This window comes from Shewanella sp. 553, from assembly GCF_059338375.1.
In genome coordinates, this window is sequence record NZ_CM181701.1 from 2,752,973 (window position 1) to 2,770,256 (window position 17,284).

At 46.8% G+C, this 17,284-nt stretch carries 13 protein-coding genes; 6 read left to right on the forward strand and 7 right to left on the reverse strand.

Going from position 1 to position 17,284, the window contains the following annotated elements:
- Positions 1 to 61: 61 nt before the first annotated feature.
- The 3 genes from AC5YBZ_RS12225 to AC5YBZ_RS12235 form a co-directional block, all read right to left on the reverse strand.
- On the reverse strand, positions 62 to 1,174 hold the full coding sequence (locus tag AC5YBZ_RS12225) for a CobW family GTP-binding protein (RefSeq protein ID WP_494521239.1): 1,113 nt from the start codon (positions 1,172 to 1,174) through the stop codon (positions 62 to 64).
- 141 nt (positions 1,175 to 1,315) lie between these two features.
- Positions 1,316 to 2,587 carry a DEAD/DEAH box helicase gene (locus AC5YBZ_RS12230; protein WP_494521238.1) on the reverse strand — a complete coding sequence of 424 codons (1,272 nt, stop codon included), beginning with the start codon at positions 2,585 to 2,587 and terminating at the stop codon, positions 1,316 to 1,318.
- Between the two features lie 139 nt (positions 2,588 to 2,726).
- Positions 2,727 to 5,786: an EAL domain-containing protein gene (locus tag AC5YBZ_RS12235; RefSeq protein ID WP_494542962.1), complete on the reverse strand. Its 3,060-nt coding sequence runs from the start codon at positions 5,784 to 5,786 to the stop codon at positions 2,727 to 2,729.
- 271 nt (positions 5,787 to 6,057) lie between these two features.
- On the opposite strand from AC5YBZ_RS12235, the gene AC5YBZ_RS12240 reads away from it, so the two are divergent.
- Positions 6,058 to 6,498, forward strand: a complete 441-nt coding sequence (locus tag AC5YBZ_RS12240) for a thioesterase family protein (protein WP_494542963.1) — start codon at positions 6,058 to 6,060, stop codon at positions 6,496 to 6,498.
- 10 nt (positions 6,499 to 6,508) lie between these two features.
- Here AC5YBZ_RS12240 and AC5YBZ_RS12245 read toward each other — a convergent pair whose 3' ends face one another.
- Together AC5YBZ_RS12245 and AC5YBZ_RS12250 are read right to left on the reverse strand one after the other, a co-directional pair.
- Positions 6,509 to 8,014: a putative bifunctional diguanylate cyclase/phosphodiesterase gene (locus tag AC5YBZ_RS12245; RefSeq protein WP_494542964.1), complete on the reverse strand. Its 1,506-nt coding sequence runs from the start codon at positions 8,012 to 8,014 to the stop codon at positions 6,509 to 6,511.
- Between the two features lie 70 nt (positions 8,015 to 8,084).
- Positions 8,085 to 8,927 carry an HDOD domain-containing protein gene (locus tag AC5YBZ_RS12250; protein WP_494521234.1) on the reverse strand — a complete coding sequence of 281 codons (843 nt, stop codon included), beginning with the start codon at positions 8,925 to 8,927 and terminating at the stop codon, positions 8,085 to 8,087.
- Between the two features lie 787 nt (positions 8,928 to 9,714).
- Between AC5YBZ_RS12250 and trhP the strand changes: the two genes are divergently transcribed.
- Both trhP and AC5YBZ_RS12260 read left to right on the forward strand, forming a co-directional pair.
- On the forward strand, positions 9,715 to 11,079 hold the full coding sequence (gene trhP, locus AC5YBZ_RS12255) for a prephenate-dependent tRNA uridine(34) hydroxylase TrhP (RefSeq protein ID WP_110458485.1): 1,365 nt from the start codon (positions 9,715 to 9,717) through the stop codon (positions 11,077 to 11,079).
- 13 nt (positions 11,080 to 11,092) lie between these two features.
- Positions 11,093 to 11,353: a YfhL family 4Fe-4S dicluster ferredoxin gene (locus AC5YBZ_RS12260; protein WP_110458198.1), complete on the forward strand. Its 261-nt coding sequence runs from the start codon at positions 11,093 to 11,095 to the stop codon at positions 11,351 to 11,353.
- Between the two features lie 148 nt (positions 11,354 to 11,501).
- On the opposite strand, the gene ubiT is transcribed toward AC5YBZ_RS12260, so the two are convergent.
- Positions 11,502 to 12,014, reverse strand: coding sequence for a ubiquinone anaerobic biosynthesis accessory factor UbiT (gene ubiT / locus AC5YBZ_RS12265; protein ID WP_494521233.1), 513 nt, complete (start codon positions 12,012 to 12,014; stop codon positions 11,502 to 11,504).
- 197 nt (positions 12,015 to 12,211) lie between these two features.
- Between ubiT and ubiU the strand changes: the two genes are divergently transcribed.
- Together ubiU and AC5YBZ_RS12275 are read left to right on the forward strand one after the other, a co-directional pair.
- Positions 12,212 to 13,213, forward strand: a complete 1,002-nt coding sequence (ubiU, locus tag AC5YBZ_RS12270) for a ubiquinone anaerobic biosynthesis protein UbiU (RefSeq protein ID WP_494521232.1) — start codon at positions 12,212 to 12,214, stop codon at positions 13,211 to 13,213.
- Positions 13,214 to 13,230: 17 nt separating this feature from the next.
- Positions 13,231 to 14,136: a U32 family peptidase gene (locus AC5YBZ_RS12275; protein WP_494521231.1), complete on the forward strand. Its 906-nt coding sequence runs from the start codon at positions 13,231 to 13,233 to the stop codon at positions 14,134 to 14,136.
- On the opposite strand, the gene AC5YBZ_RS12280 is transcribed toward AC5YBZ_RS12275, so the two are convergent.
- The gene (locus AC5YBZ_RS12280; protein WP_494521230.1) at positions 14,133 to 14,837 is read right to left on the reverse strand and encodes a DUF998 domain-containing protein; all 705 of its coding nucleotides are present in this window, start codon (positions 14,835 to 14,837) and stop codon (positions 14,133 to 14,135) included. The genes AC5YBZ_RS12275 and AC5YBZ_RS12280 overlap by 4 nt on opposite strands.
- A 375-nt stretch (positions 14,838 to 15,212) precedes the next feature.
- Here AC5YBZ_RS12280 and AC5YBZ_RS12285 point away from each other — a divergent pair, with 375 nt between their 5' ends.
- Complete coding sequence (locus AC5YBZ_RS12285) at positions 15,213 to 16,766, forward strand: methyl-accepting chemotaxis protein (protein WP_494521229.1); 1,554 nt, start codon at positions 15,213 to 15,215, stop codon at positions 16,764 to 16,766.
- Positions 16,767 to 17,284 lie beyond the last annotated feature (518 nt).

Sequence of the window (17,284 nt, forward strand, 5' to 3'; positions counted from 1 at the left end):
TAGCCGCTACCTTGCCGACAAGGATTGGCTACTATGATTGATAATCATAGGCGCTACGTCGTTAAACGGCGTAGCGCTTGGCAAGCGACAGCAGTTGCTGCTCGGTTGTGGATATAGTGATTGGTTGGCGAGAAATCAACTCAATACGAGAATCCAACGCATCATCAAGCTCAACAACCTGCAGCTGCTTATCGACGTAATTAAGGGCGGCAATACCTTCATCGCAAATTAACAAGGCTTTTAAACGCAGGTAGTCCTGATGCTTTACCCAGGCGACAATGGCTTCAAAATCAAATTCATAATGGCAATCAAATACCCAGCCAGCACTGTATATCCCCTCATGCTGATTATCATTGCGATAGATGCCAAGCTGATCAAACTCCGCCAACGGCGATGTTTGTGGCTCCATGGTGGACGACTCGAATAAAGGGCTTAGCGGTATTGAAGCTGAAAAGAGGGACGAATTAGAGCCAAGAGATGGGCCACTGCGGACTGATGAACTGACCTGCGCGTTAGGAAGGCGCTGAGCACTATCTAACACCTGCTCCGCTAACCGATTAAATAACGCCGGAGTTTGGCTCTCTTGCTCGCGGGTTAAATTGATTGATTGCACTGGCGCGCTAATAGAGTGCTGGGCGAGAAAGGTGTGCAACTGTGCCAAATCATCCTCTGCCGCTAAATCACCTTTGGTGACAAAGATCTGATCGGCAATGGCTAACTGCTGCTTAAAAATATCGCTTTTTCGATAGCGGTTATCGCTCACCTTGCGTGCATCCACTAAGCAGATAGTGCTTTTTAAGGCGATAACCTGTCGAAAATGCGGCTGACTTAGGGTGTCTATAATTGCTTTAGGGTGCCCTAATCCTGTGGGCTCAATCAATAATCGGTCGGGCTTAGCTTGTGCAAGCAACTGATTAACCGCCACCTGAGTGGGCACGCCTGCGGCGCAGCAAATACAGCCGCCGGCGACCTCTTTTATTTGCACCTTACCCGATTGTTTACCGATAAAACTGGCATCAATACCGATCTCACCGAACTCATTAATTAACACAGCCCATACTTGATTAGCGGGCTTATTCGCTAATAAATATTGAATGAGCGTAGTCTTACCCACGCCTAAAAAACCGGTGATCACATTGGTTGCGACAGGCTGAGTTATGATCGGTTTGCGCATCTTGTTCTCGCTATAGTTACATTACGGTCCGGCTCATCAGCTTGGCTAACCTTTACGCTAGATAACGCTTATCTGTGCCAGTTGACTCTAATGATATCGCTTTAGCCCCATTATGACTCAGTAACGATAGCCCCAAGTTCATTACACCTTGCGCGACTTATTCGCCCGTCGGCTAGCATAACTATGATGCTGACTGTCTCGTGCTGAAGGGCGCTTCGCTCGCTTGGGTTTATGTGATGGGCTGGTCGTTTCCAGTTGCAACTCACGGTAACGGGCAGGTAATGGCGCCCCTATCTCATATCCAGGCACTATGTGTCTTGGCAAGGTTTGTCCAATTAAGGCTTCAATTTCTTGCAGCATTTTTTCATCATTCAATGCCACAAATGAGATGGCATGGCCGGCTAACCCCGCGCGGCCGGTGCGGCCAATACGATGCACATAATCTTCAGCATCCAGCGGCAATTCAAGGTTAATCACCAGTGGTAACGCCGCGATATCCAGTCCTCTGGCGGCAACATCGGTCGCTACCATCACTCTGAGTTCACCCGATTTAAACTGCTCCAGCGCCCGATTGCGCGCGCCTTGGGTCTTGTCACCATGGAATACGGCATTTTTTATACCGTCTAGTTTTAGCTCTTTGTGCAGCGACTCTGCACTCTCTTTACTGCTAACAAAGACCAATACCTGTTGCCAATTATTACGCCCGATCAGCTCAGCCAATAGCTCGGCTTTACGGCGCTTATCGACCGGATACACCTCCTGCTTTATATTGGCTGCGGTGGTATTTTGCGTCACATTAATCCACTCGGGATCATCTAGCATCTTAGTGGCTAGCACCTTAATCGCCTTGCTAAAGGTCGCCGAAAACAGCTGAGTCGAATGGCGCGGGGCGATAAGGTTTTTGACTCGCTCAATGTCTTTAACAAAGCCTAAATCCAACATACGGTCGGCTTCATCGATAACCAGCTGCTCGACCGACGACAGATCCAAGCCATGCTGGCCGATAAGGTCAAATAAACGCCCTGGAGTGGCAATTAAAATATCGACGCCCTTTGCCAGTGCCTTACGCTGAGGGTTAATATTAGCGCCACCGTAAACCGCCAGTGACGTTAATGGCGTCAACTGACTGTACTTGGCAATACTCTCGCCCACTTGTATCGCTAATTCACGGGTTGGTGTTAGCACCAGCACACTGAGCTGGCCTAATGGCCTGTCGCTCTCAAGCAGCTTATGTAGGAAAGGCAGGCTGAAGGCCGCTGTTTTACCCGTGCCCGTTTCGGCGCAGGCCATCACATCTCGGCCTTGCAATGCAATCGGAATCACCTTGGCCTGCACTTGGGTTAATTGCTGATAACCGCATAGCGCTGTCGCTTGGATAAGCAGAGGATGCAAAGGGAGTGAATCAAAATTCATAATGGGCTCGATGGTCAATGGCTATTGGGTCAAAACTGAGCGCGGAGTCTATCAAAATCCACGCCATAAGGATAACAATTCAGCATGATTGGCCCGTTATCAGTCGTTAATATTGAGCGTTTATCACTTAGCAACTCATTTAACAATCACGGCCCATTCGGCTTGACGAGCTTGAGTGTTGATTTAAGTAAGTTTGCTCAAACTCCGCTTGTGGCAGCGGCCGAGCAAACAGATAACCTTGGGCATAATCACAGCCAGCCTTGGCTAAAAAGTCACGTTGAAACTCGGTTTCTACACCTTCGGCAATCACGTTAATCCCCAGTTTGTGCGCCATCACGATAATGGCTTCACACAAGGCCACGCCATCGGTATCACTTTCTAAATTACGGGTGAAAGATTGATCAATTTTGAGGTAATCGATATCAAATTTTTTCAGGTAGGCTAACGACGAATAACCCGTACCAAAATCATCTAGCGAGACTTGAATACCAGCATCACGATAGGCGAGTAATTTTTCGGTGACCCCCATGGATGCATCCAATAACAACCCTTCGGTTATTTCGACGCAGATGGCATTGCTAGATAGTTTGAGGCGCTGCAATAAGGCGAGCCAGTCACTAAAGGTGTCACCTTCGTCACAAAACTGCACCGGCGATTTATTAATGCTTATCTGAATTTCGGTGCCAAATTGCTTACGCCACTTCGCACTCTGATGCGCCGCCTGCTCAAACACCCAATTACCGATATCGTTGATTAAGCCCGTCTCTTCGGCAACCGAAATAAACTCACTGGGTGACACCATGCCCCGCGACGAGTGATTCCAGCGGATCAAGGCTTCCGCCTTATAAATATCGCCACTGTTCATATCGATGATCGGTTGATAATAAAGCTCAAACTCATCATGGATGATGGCGTGACGCAGATCTTTAATCAACGCCATACGATAACGGGCAAACTCTTGCATCGAGGGAGTAAAATAATGAAAGCGATTTCGCCCTTGCTCTTTAGCGGCATACATCGCCTGATCAGCATGCTTTAATAACCCTTCAACGCTGGTCGCATCGTCGGGATACATAGTTATCCCAATACTGACACTGATGTAAGCCGTTTCATCACCTAAGCTATAAGGCTCACTAATGCGCTGTAAAATACATTGCGCAACGCGCTCGACTCCGCCGGGAAAATCAATGCCCGATAACACCACGGTAAACTCATCGCCCCCCAGCCTGGCACACATATCGACTTCACGAATACAGCCCTTTAAGCGTTTGGCCGTTTCTTGCAATAGCAAGTCACCCATGTCGTGGCCTAAGGTATCGTTCACCTCTTTAAAACAGTCTAAATCCAAAAATAATAACGCAAAATGGCTCTCGTCACGGTCGATACGTAACATCTCACTGCTTAAATATTCGAGCAGCATACGTCGATTGGGTAAGCCGGTGAGAGGATCATAATTGGCCTGCTTCCAGATAATCTGTTCGGCTTGTTTTTTATCGGTAATATCAGAAAACAGGGCGACACGGCGAAAAACCTCACCCTGTTGGTCGTAAATGGTATTAATGGTGAACCACACCATATATTCATTGCCATCTTTATTTTTGATACACAACTCACCCTGCCAACGCCCCACATCGCTCACAGCTTGCTTTAGTTGTGCATATTGCAACTTATCACCATGCTCGCACTTTAATATGCCAATACCTTGGTGCTCTACTTCTTCTTGTTGATAACCTGTGATGGCGGTGAAGGCGGCGTTAACCGTGATGATTTGACCTTGATGATCTAACACGCTCATCGCCTCGCTAGAGTTATTGTAGACCGAGGCGGCGAGCTCTAATGACTCTTGGATCTGTCTCTGCTCAGTAATATCGCTGTGCACACCACACATCCGCAATGGCCGCCCGTGAATATCACGACTCACGGTTTTACCTGTATCGACAATCCAGCGCTCCTCGCCAGTAAGGGTGATTAGCCGATACTGAGCACTGTACTTGGGGGTCTCACCTTTAAGGTGTTTATCGATAGCACTTAATACCGTGGGTCTATCTTGCGGGTGAATCGCATCAGTCCACAACCTTGGGTCATTATTGAGGCGCTCTAACTCGCAACCAAGCACCTTAGCACACCATGGGTTACGCCTGGTTTCATTGCGGTTGATATCCCAGTCCCATAGGCCTAAATCACTGCTTTCTAACACGAGAGCTAACCTTTCTTGACTGGTTCTGACGGCCAATTCGGCTTGTTTATTGGCCGTAATGTCGATAATGCCAGCAATCACCATATCGACTTGATGATTTACTCGTCGGCACGCAACCGCTAGATGGGTATAAACAATTTCGCCATCTTTGGCGACATAACGCTTATCCATCTCGTAAACATCAATCTCTCCATTTAATAGGCGCTTATACTGATCTTCATCAGCCTGAAGATCTTCAAAATACGTTAATTCAGACCAAGTACGCTGAAGCAATTCTTGTTCGGAATATTTCAGCATCTTACATAACCTTGGATTCACTTTTATCCAATGCTGATCCACCGAGGTGATGGCGATGCCCATATTGCCAATGTCAAATTGCGAGCGAAAAATAAAATCATCTTGCAGCTTAATCTTAGCGTCGCGCTCAACTTCAAGCCGACGTGACAATAGCTGGCCAATTAGTGCCGTTACCAAGGGAAAGATCATCATCATTGGCAGCGCCGCCAAGGATAATATATCCACAAACAACTCAAAAGGTAGCAGCGCTAATAGGGATAAAGTGAGCAGATGTAAAACAAAGCCAAACAGTAGTAACTCTTTAAAGGTCATATCGGCGATATCATTTTTACGATAATAACGCCATAAACAGCCCAAACTGGCCGTAGCAACCATCACCATAATGCCGGGAAGCATCGCTGGACCGCCTTCCAATACACGAAAAACAATCCCCACGAGGGTAGCAACTAAGGTGGGTACGCCACCAAAAAACAGTCCGGAGATCCCTAAAATGATGGCGCGCGCGTCGACAAAAATACCCACTTGGTATTCCCATGAGGTGATCATAGTGATCACAAGCACCACACCTATGAGTAATCCCGCGAGCACACGCCACAACCAAGCATAGTGGTGATGACGCTGACGCGGCACTGCGTCATAAATAACAACTAATACCAGCAGTAGTGCTGCATTTTGAAAAAAAACAGATAAAGTATCGAAGGACATAAGTAATCTAACATCTTATTATCAAGTAGATAACACACTGCAGAGTGTAGCAGAGTTGAATAAAAAATACGCTTAACCAGAAGTGAAAGCCGCCCTTCTATTAGGTCGATACCACCAATGGAAAACCACTTATCAGTGATGGCAATCAATGGCGACAATCATCCATCGAAAGCGACTATCAAGGCTTAAAACTGAAATGGCTAGGCAGCATGTGCGGTTTTACTTAAATGTGCTAAGCTGGCGCGCACTATTAGCCGCCTCCCTTTAAGATATGAAGCAGCCTCAACAAGCGCAATACAGCACCCAATTTCATTTTCCGGTGCAGATTTATTATGAAGATACCGATTTTTCAGGTGTAGTGTATCACCCTAATTTCTTAAAATATTTTGAACGTGCCAGAGAACATGTCATCGGCGCCGAAACCTTGGCTCGCCTTTGGGTCCAGCAAGGTTTAGGTTTTGCCGTCTATCGCAGTGATATGCTATGCCATGATGGCGTCGAGTTTGCGGAGATTGTCGATGTGCGCACGCAGTTTTATTTTGAGAGTAAATACCGCACTGTATGGCAACAAGAGATCTGGCGACCACAAGGCAAAAAACCGGCGGTCAGCGCCCAAATTGAGATGGTATGCATGAATAAAGCGCGGCAGATGACCCCCATGTCAGCAGAGCTTATCGCCGAGCTCAGTCGTTACATTACAAAGCAAGAGTGACACCTTATTATTAAGATAATACGGCAATGGGCCGATTGAGTGTTTGCCAATACATTTCAAGCTCGGCTGCACTCATAGGTTTAGCAAATAGATCACCCTGAATTTTATCGACGCCCATCTGTTGTAGTAACATAAACTCAGCTTGGGTTTCTACGCCTTCAACTGTGACCGAAAACCCCAACCCTTGAGCTAATGACACTGCGCTGCTAAGAATATGCTGGCCACGAAAATCTGTGGTCACATTATCCAAAAAAGCTTTGTCCACTTTAACTTCGTTCACAGGGAGGCTTTTGAGGTACGCCAAAGAGGAGTGCCCGGTGCCGAAGTCGTCGATGGCAGCGTTAATACCCGCACGCTTGAGACAATCGAGGGCATTAATCGTGCGCTGCATATCTGTCATTAACTGGCTCTCGGTAACCTCGATGGCCAGTACATCAGAGCTCAGTTGACGCTGCTGCATCTGCGCCACGATCAACTGGCACAATTGGCTGCCACATAAATCATCAAGCGCTAGATTGACCGCCACCTGCAGCTTAACATCACCTTGACGCCACTCACTTTGTTGCTCGAGCACCTGCTCAATAACCCATTGACTGAGCATAGAAATCATCCCTGCACGCTCGAGCAAAGGAATAAACTCTGCTGGCGAAACCGTGCCTAATAATGAGCTTTCCCAGCGAATAAGGGCTTCAGCGTGGCTGCAATTACGACTGATGAGGTTGTATTTAGGCTGATATACCACATAGAGTTCACTTTGCGCTAACGCCTTAGGAAAACAGCGAATAATACTCAACTGCCTATGTTGACTCTTATCATCCCCTTGTCGATAGGCGGCGATTAAGCCTGAGCTAGACTTAGCTCGCACTAAGGCCAAATCGATGCGCCTTAGCATCTGGCTTACATCGGCATGATGCAATGAGAGATCCATATACCCAAGCTGTACCTGTAGATTAATCACGGTATCATTAATATAAAATGGCTGTTGTAACTGGTTTTGCAATGCGTTGAGTTGCTCACTACTTAGCGGCGCTTTAAACACCACTAAAAACTCATCTTCATTCATACGCGCGACAAGCTCTTGAGCACTCAGCGGCTGTTTAATTCGCTCACTCATGGCCAGCAGTAACTTATCGCCAAAAGAGAAACCAAACAGATCGTTAACGTAGCGAAAACGATGAATATCAATCAGCACAAACATGCCCTGATTGAGAGGCATCAGGCGAGATAAACGTGATTTAAGCCCAACTCGATTAAGCAAGCCCGTTAATTTATCTCGCCCTGGCGGCGGTGGCAAATGCTTTAATAATCGCTGTAACTGTAGGTATAACGGAATAAAATCACTGGGGACGGAATCAATGTCTAACGGCTTACGCACTTTATCTTGTTGCTGCAATTGCTTTGTGAGTTGTTGCAAAAAGCGGATGCCAGCACGTCTATGCCAGTACCAATAGAGGGTACCAGCGACGCCAATGGCTATAATGTAAGCCATTATCCAATAGAGATTAGCAGCATCCACACAAAGCCTTAATGTTTACGAAGCAGAAAAATTAACCACTATTATTAACAGAGTTAATCGACCGTCACAACTATTCGTAACTCATCTTAATAGAATGATAATTATCGAGAAATTCATCAGAGCCTAAATACTCTGGCGATACGGGTAAGCCACGCTTCACAAACACATCTAAACGCTCTTCAAGCTCATGACCCGCTCTTAACTCACCGGTATAAAAAGCGGCCGAACGCACAAAGTCTAAATAGGTCACTCGCTCAGGCAGATAGGGTAAGTCAGCCCATCGTTCAACCACTTCCATCACCTCTGGCGAAAAGTCCCAACTTTTCAATACCGCTCGACCTATCGGCCCCTGCATTTTTCTCACCAGAGCGCGTAATTGTTCTATGCTGGTAAACAGATGCGGATGAGCTTCTGCCTCCGTCAATACAGGCAAGGCACCAATATTGTGTACCAAGCTGGCAAGCGTCAGGGTATCGTAATTTAAACCACAACCTTTATGAGTCTTCGAGTACTTCATCAATAATGCACAGGCCGCAGAGGTCACCTCGATTGACGAGCGCCACACCTCATCCATCACCTCCCACACCATCTCATTAGTAGAGATAAACAACTGCTCCATGGCAACCGATGTCGCGATAGCCTTTATTTGAGTTAAACCGATACGGCTCACTGCGCTGTTAATGTTTTCTGCTTTGGTGCCACGACTGTACATGGCGCTGTTGGCCACTTTTATCATACGCGCCGATATCGCGGCATCTTGACCAATAATCTCCGCCACCTGTTTAGGGCTGGAATCGGGCCTAGCAACGACCTCTTGGACGCGCATTGCTACCTCGGGCAAAGTTGGCAACACTAACGCATCGGCCTTTAACTTTTTTAATAACCCAACCAGTAGTTGATGCTCGCTAGACATGCTGACTCCTTAATAAAATATTACCGCCTAATAATGCGCTAGAGTATATCAGGACTGGTTGCCAAGCGTGATGGTAAAATGGCTTAGCTAGGGCCAGTTGATCTTTCAAGGTTGTTTTTGCAGCGAATTGTTGGGTATTTATACAAGGCGGAAGCTTTATGGTGTAGTTATTCTACATAAAAAGCTGACAACGCAGTAGAAATGACCAACAAACGCTGCCCGAAGGGTTCGGCTAAAAACGTTTTTGTCTCGAACGAAATTCAACCAGCAAAGATCAACAGGCCCTAGACTCAAAGGAGCTAAATATCGCTTAAATTTAAGCAGATAAATTAAGGTCTGTTGCTATTTTAAGCGTCAATATTAGTTAAAGGATAATCATGCGGCAACACATATTGGCCGATAAAAGCCCTCGCCGCTGGTTCACCGACTACCAACTAAATGGTTCTACGATAGCCGCTGCGCCCACAATCAACGCTGATATAACACCAAGCACTAAGAGGGCATTTTGGCAATAATGGATAAAATAGGCTATTAAAAGGTAAGTCGCGAACCTATGCCCCCTAAAGCAAACCAGCTGGACGTGATAGCCACCAACAAGAGCGGCAATCACTGTCATCTGGCTACAAGGGCAAGTATGCGGCGTAAAACAGTGGAATAGGAAGCCTATTTATGGCGGCAATGGGCGGTTGACCACAGAATAAACAAGGTTACTATTTGCATAAGGCTCCCTCCATTGAGTAAAATGCCCGCCCCAAGTTAGTTTGCAACCTGTTAATTGAGAGAAATTATGTTTAAACCTGAGCTACTGTCTCCTGCTGGGACCTTAAAAAATATGCGTTATGCGTTTGCCTATGGCGCGGATGCGGTCTACGCAGGCCAGCCGAGATATAGCCTGCGTGTTAGAAACAATGATTTCAAAATGGAAAACCTCGCTACCGGTATTCAAGAGGCTCACGCGTTAGGCAAAAAGCTGTACGTGGTGAGCAACATCGCGCCGCATAACACCAAACTGAAAACCTATATCAAAGATATGGAGCCTGTGGTTGCCATGCAGCCTGATGCGCTGATCATGTCAGATCCCGGGCTTATCATGATGGTACGCGAAGCGTTTCCCGATCAAGTGGTGCACCTGTCCGTACAAGCTAACGCCATCAACTGGGCCTCGGTTAAATTTTGGCAACAACAAGGCATTAAGCGGGTGATCTTATCCCGTGAACTCTCGCTCGATGAGATTGAAGAGATCCGTCAGCGCTGCCCCGATATCGAGCTGGAAGTGTTTGTGCACGGCGCCTTGTGTATGGCTTACTCGGGCCGCTGCCTGCTGTCGGGTTACATCAATAAACGCGATCCAAACCAAGGCACTTGCACCAATGCCTGTCGCTGGAAATATGACGCCCATGAAGCAGTGCAAACCGACACCGGTGACATAGTCGCGGTGAACCCAGATGTACAACTGCATAACCCGACCCTAGGCGCCGGCGCACCGAGTAATGAGGTGGTGTTACTGCAAGAAGCGGGACGCCCAGGTGAATACATGCCCGCCTTTGAAGACGAGCATGGCACCTACATCATGAACTCTAAAGACTTACGTGCCATCCAGCATGTTGAGCGCCTGACCAAAATGGGCATCGACTCGCTTAAAATCGAAGGCCGCACCAAGTCATTTTATTACGTGGCACGTACCGCACAGCTTTATCGCCAAGCGATTGAAGATGCCGCTTCTGGTCGTGAATTTAACCCAGCGCTGATGCACCAACTGGAAGGACTCGCCCACCGTGGATACACCGAAGGCTTCTTGCGTCGCCATGTGCATGATGAATACCAAAATTACGACTACGGTTACTCTATCAGTGACACACAGCAATTTGTGGGTGAATTTACCGGCAAGCGTAACGATAAAGGCATGGCCGAAGTGGATGTGAAAAACAAATTTTCGGTTGGCGACAGTGTTGAGTTGATGACGCCGCAAGGCAATATTAACCTGACTATCGAACATTTAGAAAACCGTAAGGGTGAAGCCGTCGAAGCTGGACTCGGTTCGGGCCACTTTGTGTTTTTACCGGTACCGCAAGAAGTTAATGTCGATAAAGCGATACTAATGCGTAATCTTAATAGCGGACAAAACACCCGCAACCCGCACCAAGCGGTGTAACTGGACCCAGATAATGGCATTACTGATAGATGATAGCTGCATTAACTGTGACATGTGTGAGCCTGAGTGTCCCAACCAAGCGATCACTATGGGCGAGGAGATCTACGAGATAGATCCAGACCTGTGTACCGAATGCGTGGGCCATTATGACAAGCCCACCTGTGTGTCGGTATGCCCTATCGATTGTATCGACCCAGATCCACAACATATTGAGTCTGATGAAGCGCTGTTGCTCAAGTATCACTTGATCACCGGCAAACCGCTGAGCGAGTAATTCACTTAGTCTATTAACAGACGCAAAACCACAAAAAAGCGAAGTATTACACTTCGCTTTTTTATTAACGGCATCCAAGTAAAGCCTAACGCTTAAATTGCCTAAACTAGCCTCACCGGTTACGTACAACACGGTACAAAAGTTAGCGTTATGCCCACTGAGCATCGGCTTGACGCTGCAGTTGTTCAAGCAGCGAAGCTAAGGCGGTTAGCCCTTCTCTGGCCAAACCCGGCATAGTGTCAAATTCGATACTTAACAATAAATTTTTCACCTCAAGCCCCAATTCAGTATCGCCTTCGATAGCCAGTTGACGTTGAAAAAATAGCGTGTCGGGATCTTCTTTACCTGCGGCAATCAATACCAGCTCTTTGCTGCGACCGCTAAAGGTCACTTCGGCCTTTGCGGGCGCTCGCACCACAAAGTGTTTATCAAAGCTAACATCAAAACTCAGTTTCATATCGACAATGTCAATTTTAACCCAGCGCTGCAGAAGAAAGCTCAGCTCACCATCCTCGATTTGTTCCGCCATTAACAAGTTCAACAGCTTTTCTAATATGCGCGCCTTCACGGCAAAAGGCACTATAGTTAACGGCTTGGCGATCACCTGAGGACCAAGTTGCAACAGATGTTGAGCGGTATTGGCTAGCACACTTTTTTGCATCGCGTGAATAACTCCTTTATGCAAGCGTGACCAACTCGCGTCAACCGCGCTTAATATTAATGATCGATTCGGCTTTCACCCCGAAAGTGAGAGATAATTCAATTTTACCCAGCTTTTATGATCGCAAACCTGTTTTACATCAACATATAGGTGGCCATTCCCTTTTACACTGCACACTTTTTAAGAAAGAGGCAGTTATGGAGCTCTTATGCCCTGCGGGGAACTTAGCCGCATTGAAAGTAGCACTCAATGCAGGTGCCGATGCGATTTATGTTGGCCTTAAAGATGATACCAATGCGCGCTCGTTTGCTGGCCTAAACTTTACCCCGAAGAAACTGGTGCAGGCGGTGCAGTACACTCACGCTCTGAGGAAGAAGTTATTTTTGACTATCAATACGTTTCCTCAACCGGGAGAAGAACAGCGTTGGTATCAGGCTATCGATATCGCCGCCGATCTTGGCGTCGATGCCTTAATTGTCGCCGATTTATCGCTACTTGATTACGCCCATAGCCGCTACCCTCAGCTGCCACTGCATTTATCGGTGCAAGCCAGCGCCACCAATCTTGGCGCCTTAAGCCTCTATAAACGCGAGTTTAATATTGAGCGAGCCGTGTTGCCGCGAGTGTTGTCGATGAAACAGGTACGCGACCTTGCTAAGGTGACACCTGTGGATCTGGAGGTGTTTGCCTTTGGCAGCTTGTGCATTATGGCCGAAGGGCGTTGCCACCTTTCCTCCTATGTGACCGGGCAATCGCCCAATACTGGTGGCTCCTGCTCACCGGCCAATGCAGTGCGCTGGCAAGAGCTTGGCGATCAACGCTTAACGCGTCTAAATGAAGTGCTTATTGATAAGTCCAATATTAACGAACAGATGGGTTACCCCGTGGTGTGTAAGGGCCGTTATATCACAGCAGATAACAACCAACCGAGCCATCTATTGGAATCGCCGACCAGCCTTAATACCCTCAGTTTATTGCCAGAGCTGGCAAAGGCGAACATAGCCTCGCTTAAAATCGAGGGACGCCAGCGCAGCCCTGCCTATGTTGAGCAAGTCACCCGTGTTTGGCGTCAGGCTATCGACACGTTTTTACACCATCCCGAGGCCTACACAACTCAAGCTGAGTGGGACAAAGCGTTAGCCAAAGTATCTGAAGGTCAAGTCACCACACTTGGAGCCTATGAGCGCACTTGGCAGTAGCTAATAAAGGAGCAAATATGAAAATATCTTTAGGCCCTATTCAATATTGCTGGTCAAAGGCGCAGGTCAGCGAATTTTATCAACAAGCAGCCAATAGCGACATTGAGCTGATCTATTTAGGTGAAACCGTCTGCAGCCGTCGCCGCCAACTGAAATTTAGCGACTACCTTGAGCTAGCTCAGATGCTCAAGGCATCGGGTAAACAGGTGGTGCTCTCCACGCTGGCACTGATCGAAGCACAATCTGAATTTACCGCCTTAAAGCAGCAAATCGATAATGGTGAGTTTATGGTGGAAGCCAACGATATGGGTGCAGTGGAAGTAGCGAAATCACTCGGCTTACCTTTTATCTGTGGGCCAAGTATTAACAACTATAATGCGGCCAGTTTGCAGAAATTAGCCGCTTGGGGAATGCAACGATTTGTCATGCCACTGGAGCTATCAAAGCACTGGCTCGAACGAGTATTAACCGACTTGGCTCCAAGGCAAATCGAGGTGGAAGTCTTTGGCCATGGCTACATGCCACTGGCACACTCTGCGCGCTGCTTTACCGCGCGCCAACAAGGATTAACCAAAGATAGCTGCCAAACCATCTGTATTGACTATCCGCAAGGTGTATTGGCGCAAACCCAAGAAAACCAGCCGCTGCTACGCCTTAATGGCATTCAAACTCAATCGGCCAGTTATATTGACTTGAGTGATCAGCAACAGGAGATGCAGCGCCTCGGCGTCGACTATTTTAGGGTTTCCCCTAGTAGCTTAGCTTCAATAGAGTTAGCTAATAACTTGTTTATTGACAATAAGTTAAAAACTAACCAGACAGCTAATAGCGTCAATATCACGAGTGCCGATGTCACCACTAACAATAACTTAACCTGTAATGGATACTGGTTTGGACAAGCGGGATTTGAGCAAGGGCGCTAGTCGCGCGTAGGGCGCTGAGTCCACACCAAGGCCGCGCTCCAACCAAGAAACAGCAGTAACGCTAACCACTCAACGATGGCGGGCCACCAAAATTCAGGGCGTGGCTCGATCATCATCATTCCATGGTAAAATGCTTGGCCATTATTGCTTAGGCTATTATCCACTTGAGCAAAAAAAACAAACAAACCAAACACGGCTAAACACAGCAAACTCAACACACCGCAGCCTCGATAAGCAAAACGCTTAAGGGGCTTTATTGCCAACCTTGCACCCTGCCATACATACCCCAAGTAACAAGCGATACTCAGCAGCGAACAATAAAAGAAAGACTCGATACCTAAGGTGTGTAAATGGTGCACATTGATGGGAAATAAACCTGTAATGGCCAGCGCCAACAAGGCTAATATCAGCAGTAACAGACAAGGGTACAGCAGCGGGCTGTCGCTATATTGCAATGAAAACAAACAAAACAACACCAAGCTCAAACTACCAAAAAATAACCCACCGTTAAACACTACCGCTAATTGAGAATGACCATATTGGCCCAGTTCACTTAATGAGAAATTAAAAAAGCTAAAACCATTACCATTAAAATCATTAAATCCCAACGCCGCCACTATTAAACTAAGCACATGCACAGTAATGCCCAGCATGCCAAATCTAAACCCCAATGTGGGTAATTTACGCTGTGATGAATTCATAGTCCGTTGATAATGCAATGCTGTCGTCCTACTAGGTTATATGGAATTAGAATTTTATGCCGAGCTTTGGCGCATATTTCTGATAACAATTTTAGCAACATTATTAGCCTATTCTGCGACTCGCTCACAAATAACCTTATAATATAAAAGGGTAAACGAATATACGTGACATCATCACTGAGTCAATATTTTTATTAGAGCAAGATCATAATCTTAGCATTTATTTTACGCGCCACGTCTCACTAAAAATAGATTTGTGAGGCAGCTAACAAATTGATGGCATGCCTGTTAGAATTCCCATGAATTTTTTATTACGCCACCAACCACTTCGCAAATAACAAGCTGGAGATGGCGACTTGCTGAAGACCTCCCTACATGAGCACAACTAGACATCATGATCTCCCCACCTCGATGCGCGAGGTAAAACTTGCAGATAAAGACGAGCTCATTTCGAGCACTGATACCCGTGGCGTGATCACTTACGTTAACCAAGCCTTTATCAACATCTCAGGTTACAGTGAATCAGAATTGGTGGGCCATAATCACAATCTGGTGCGTCATCCCGACATGCCTGCGGCGGCATTTGCCGATCTTTGGCAAAAACTAAAAGCCGGCCAATCTTGGCGCGGTATGGTGAAAAACCGTTGTAAAGATGGCTCATTTTACTGGGTCGATGCTTTTGTCTCCCCCTTATACGAGCAAGGCAAACTCATAGGTTATCAATCTGTAAGGGTAAAACCCGATGCAAAAAAAATCAGCAGCGCGCAGGCCCTATATGAGCAAATTAACCAAGGTAAAACGGTCAAGGATCCACTTTCATTAGTGCAAAAGCGCATCGTTTCTGCGGTGGTTACCACCCTAGGGCTGGCGATGGCGGGCTACTTCTTAGGCTGGCAGACCATTTTAGTCGGACTGGTATTGATCGGATTGAATCTGGCCATCTTTTACGATGAGGCCTTTCGGGTGCCAACGCAGTTAATGGCGATGAAACAAGAGTATGACTCGGTCAGCCGCTTTGTGTATTGCGGAAAAGACTCCTCCTCACTACTAACATTTCAGATATTGATGAAAGACGCCAAGATGCAGGGCGTGTTAGGCAAAAATCAAGATAGCGCCGATAAGATCACCGACATCACCAATCAACTGATTATTGCCGTGAATCAAACTCACAGTGGCATCGATAAAGAGCATCAAGAAATTGAGCAGATGGCCAGCGCTATGGAAGAGATGGGGGCGACCCTTAATGAGGTGGTGAGTAATATTCAGTCGACCTCAAACCATATCGATGACACTTATCAAATTTGTCACGATAATCGCACCATGATGCAGCAAAACAGCCAAGATATCGACTCGCTCACTCAAAGCGTCACCCATGTAGCAAAAAATACTCAGCAGCTGCATCAAGAAGCTCAACATGTGGCCAATGCCATGGGCGAAATCGATGCCATCGCCGAGCAAACCAACTTATTGGCACTCAATGCCGCCATTGAAGCTGCCCGAGCAGGCGAACAGGGGCGCGGCTTTGCGGTCGTTGCCGATGAAGTCAGGGCGCTATCGAGCCGCACTCAAGAATCGACAACCAGCATATCCCAAAGCGTCGACAAAATGTTCAAGATGCTCAGCGACTGGAGCGAAGAGATGCGTCAAAGCCAGCAATTGGCCGAACACTGCGCCCAGCAAACCGAATCTTCGGCGATAAAGCTGGATGAACTCTATACATCAATCAGCAGCATTCACGAATTTGCCCAGCAAAATGCCGTCGCGGCGCAGCAGCAGATGCAAGTGGTACAAGAACTAAATCAGGGAATTAATCAGATCACCCAGGCATCGAATAATAATCTGGTTGCACTACAGAGCGTTGAAGGCTCCATTTCTGAGCTGAAAATTAATGCGGATAAAGCCAAAAGCCTAAGGCAGACTTTCGGTTAACTGGCGGACAAAATCCACTAAACTTGGCGCGCGAATATCTTTATCCCGAGCGAGCATTAAGTCGATAAAAACGCAGCACTGAAACGTGCTAACTATTGACCACATACGTTATTAACCGCTCTATATTAGCCGTGTATTTACCGCAAACAGCGCCTAATCGACAGTCGATTAGGCGCAAAACTTGTCGTCATAGCCCCTTAAGTCCACAAATCAAATGCTTTAGCATCATCATGTTAGCGCCGAACTCACCCAATTAATGCCGCTCTCAACCGACAACAGCTGACGCTAGAGCAAACTTAATAAAACCAATCAACAACAAACACTTAACCCAATTGCAACCAGAAATTACATAGTGCAAAAGCGATAATTTTGAGTACAATATAAATAGTCATTAAGTGCAAATAACTATGCTATTGCAACCAGTCACAAGATTGCGCATTAAATGGTTTTACATCACTGGACTTAGGCGGTAACCTCCGTCGATTAGATGAATGGATATTCATTGTAAATAAAATTAT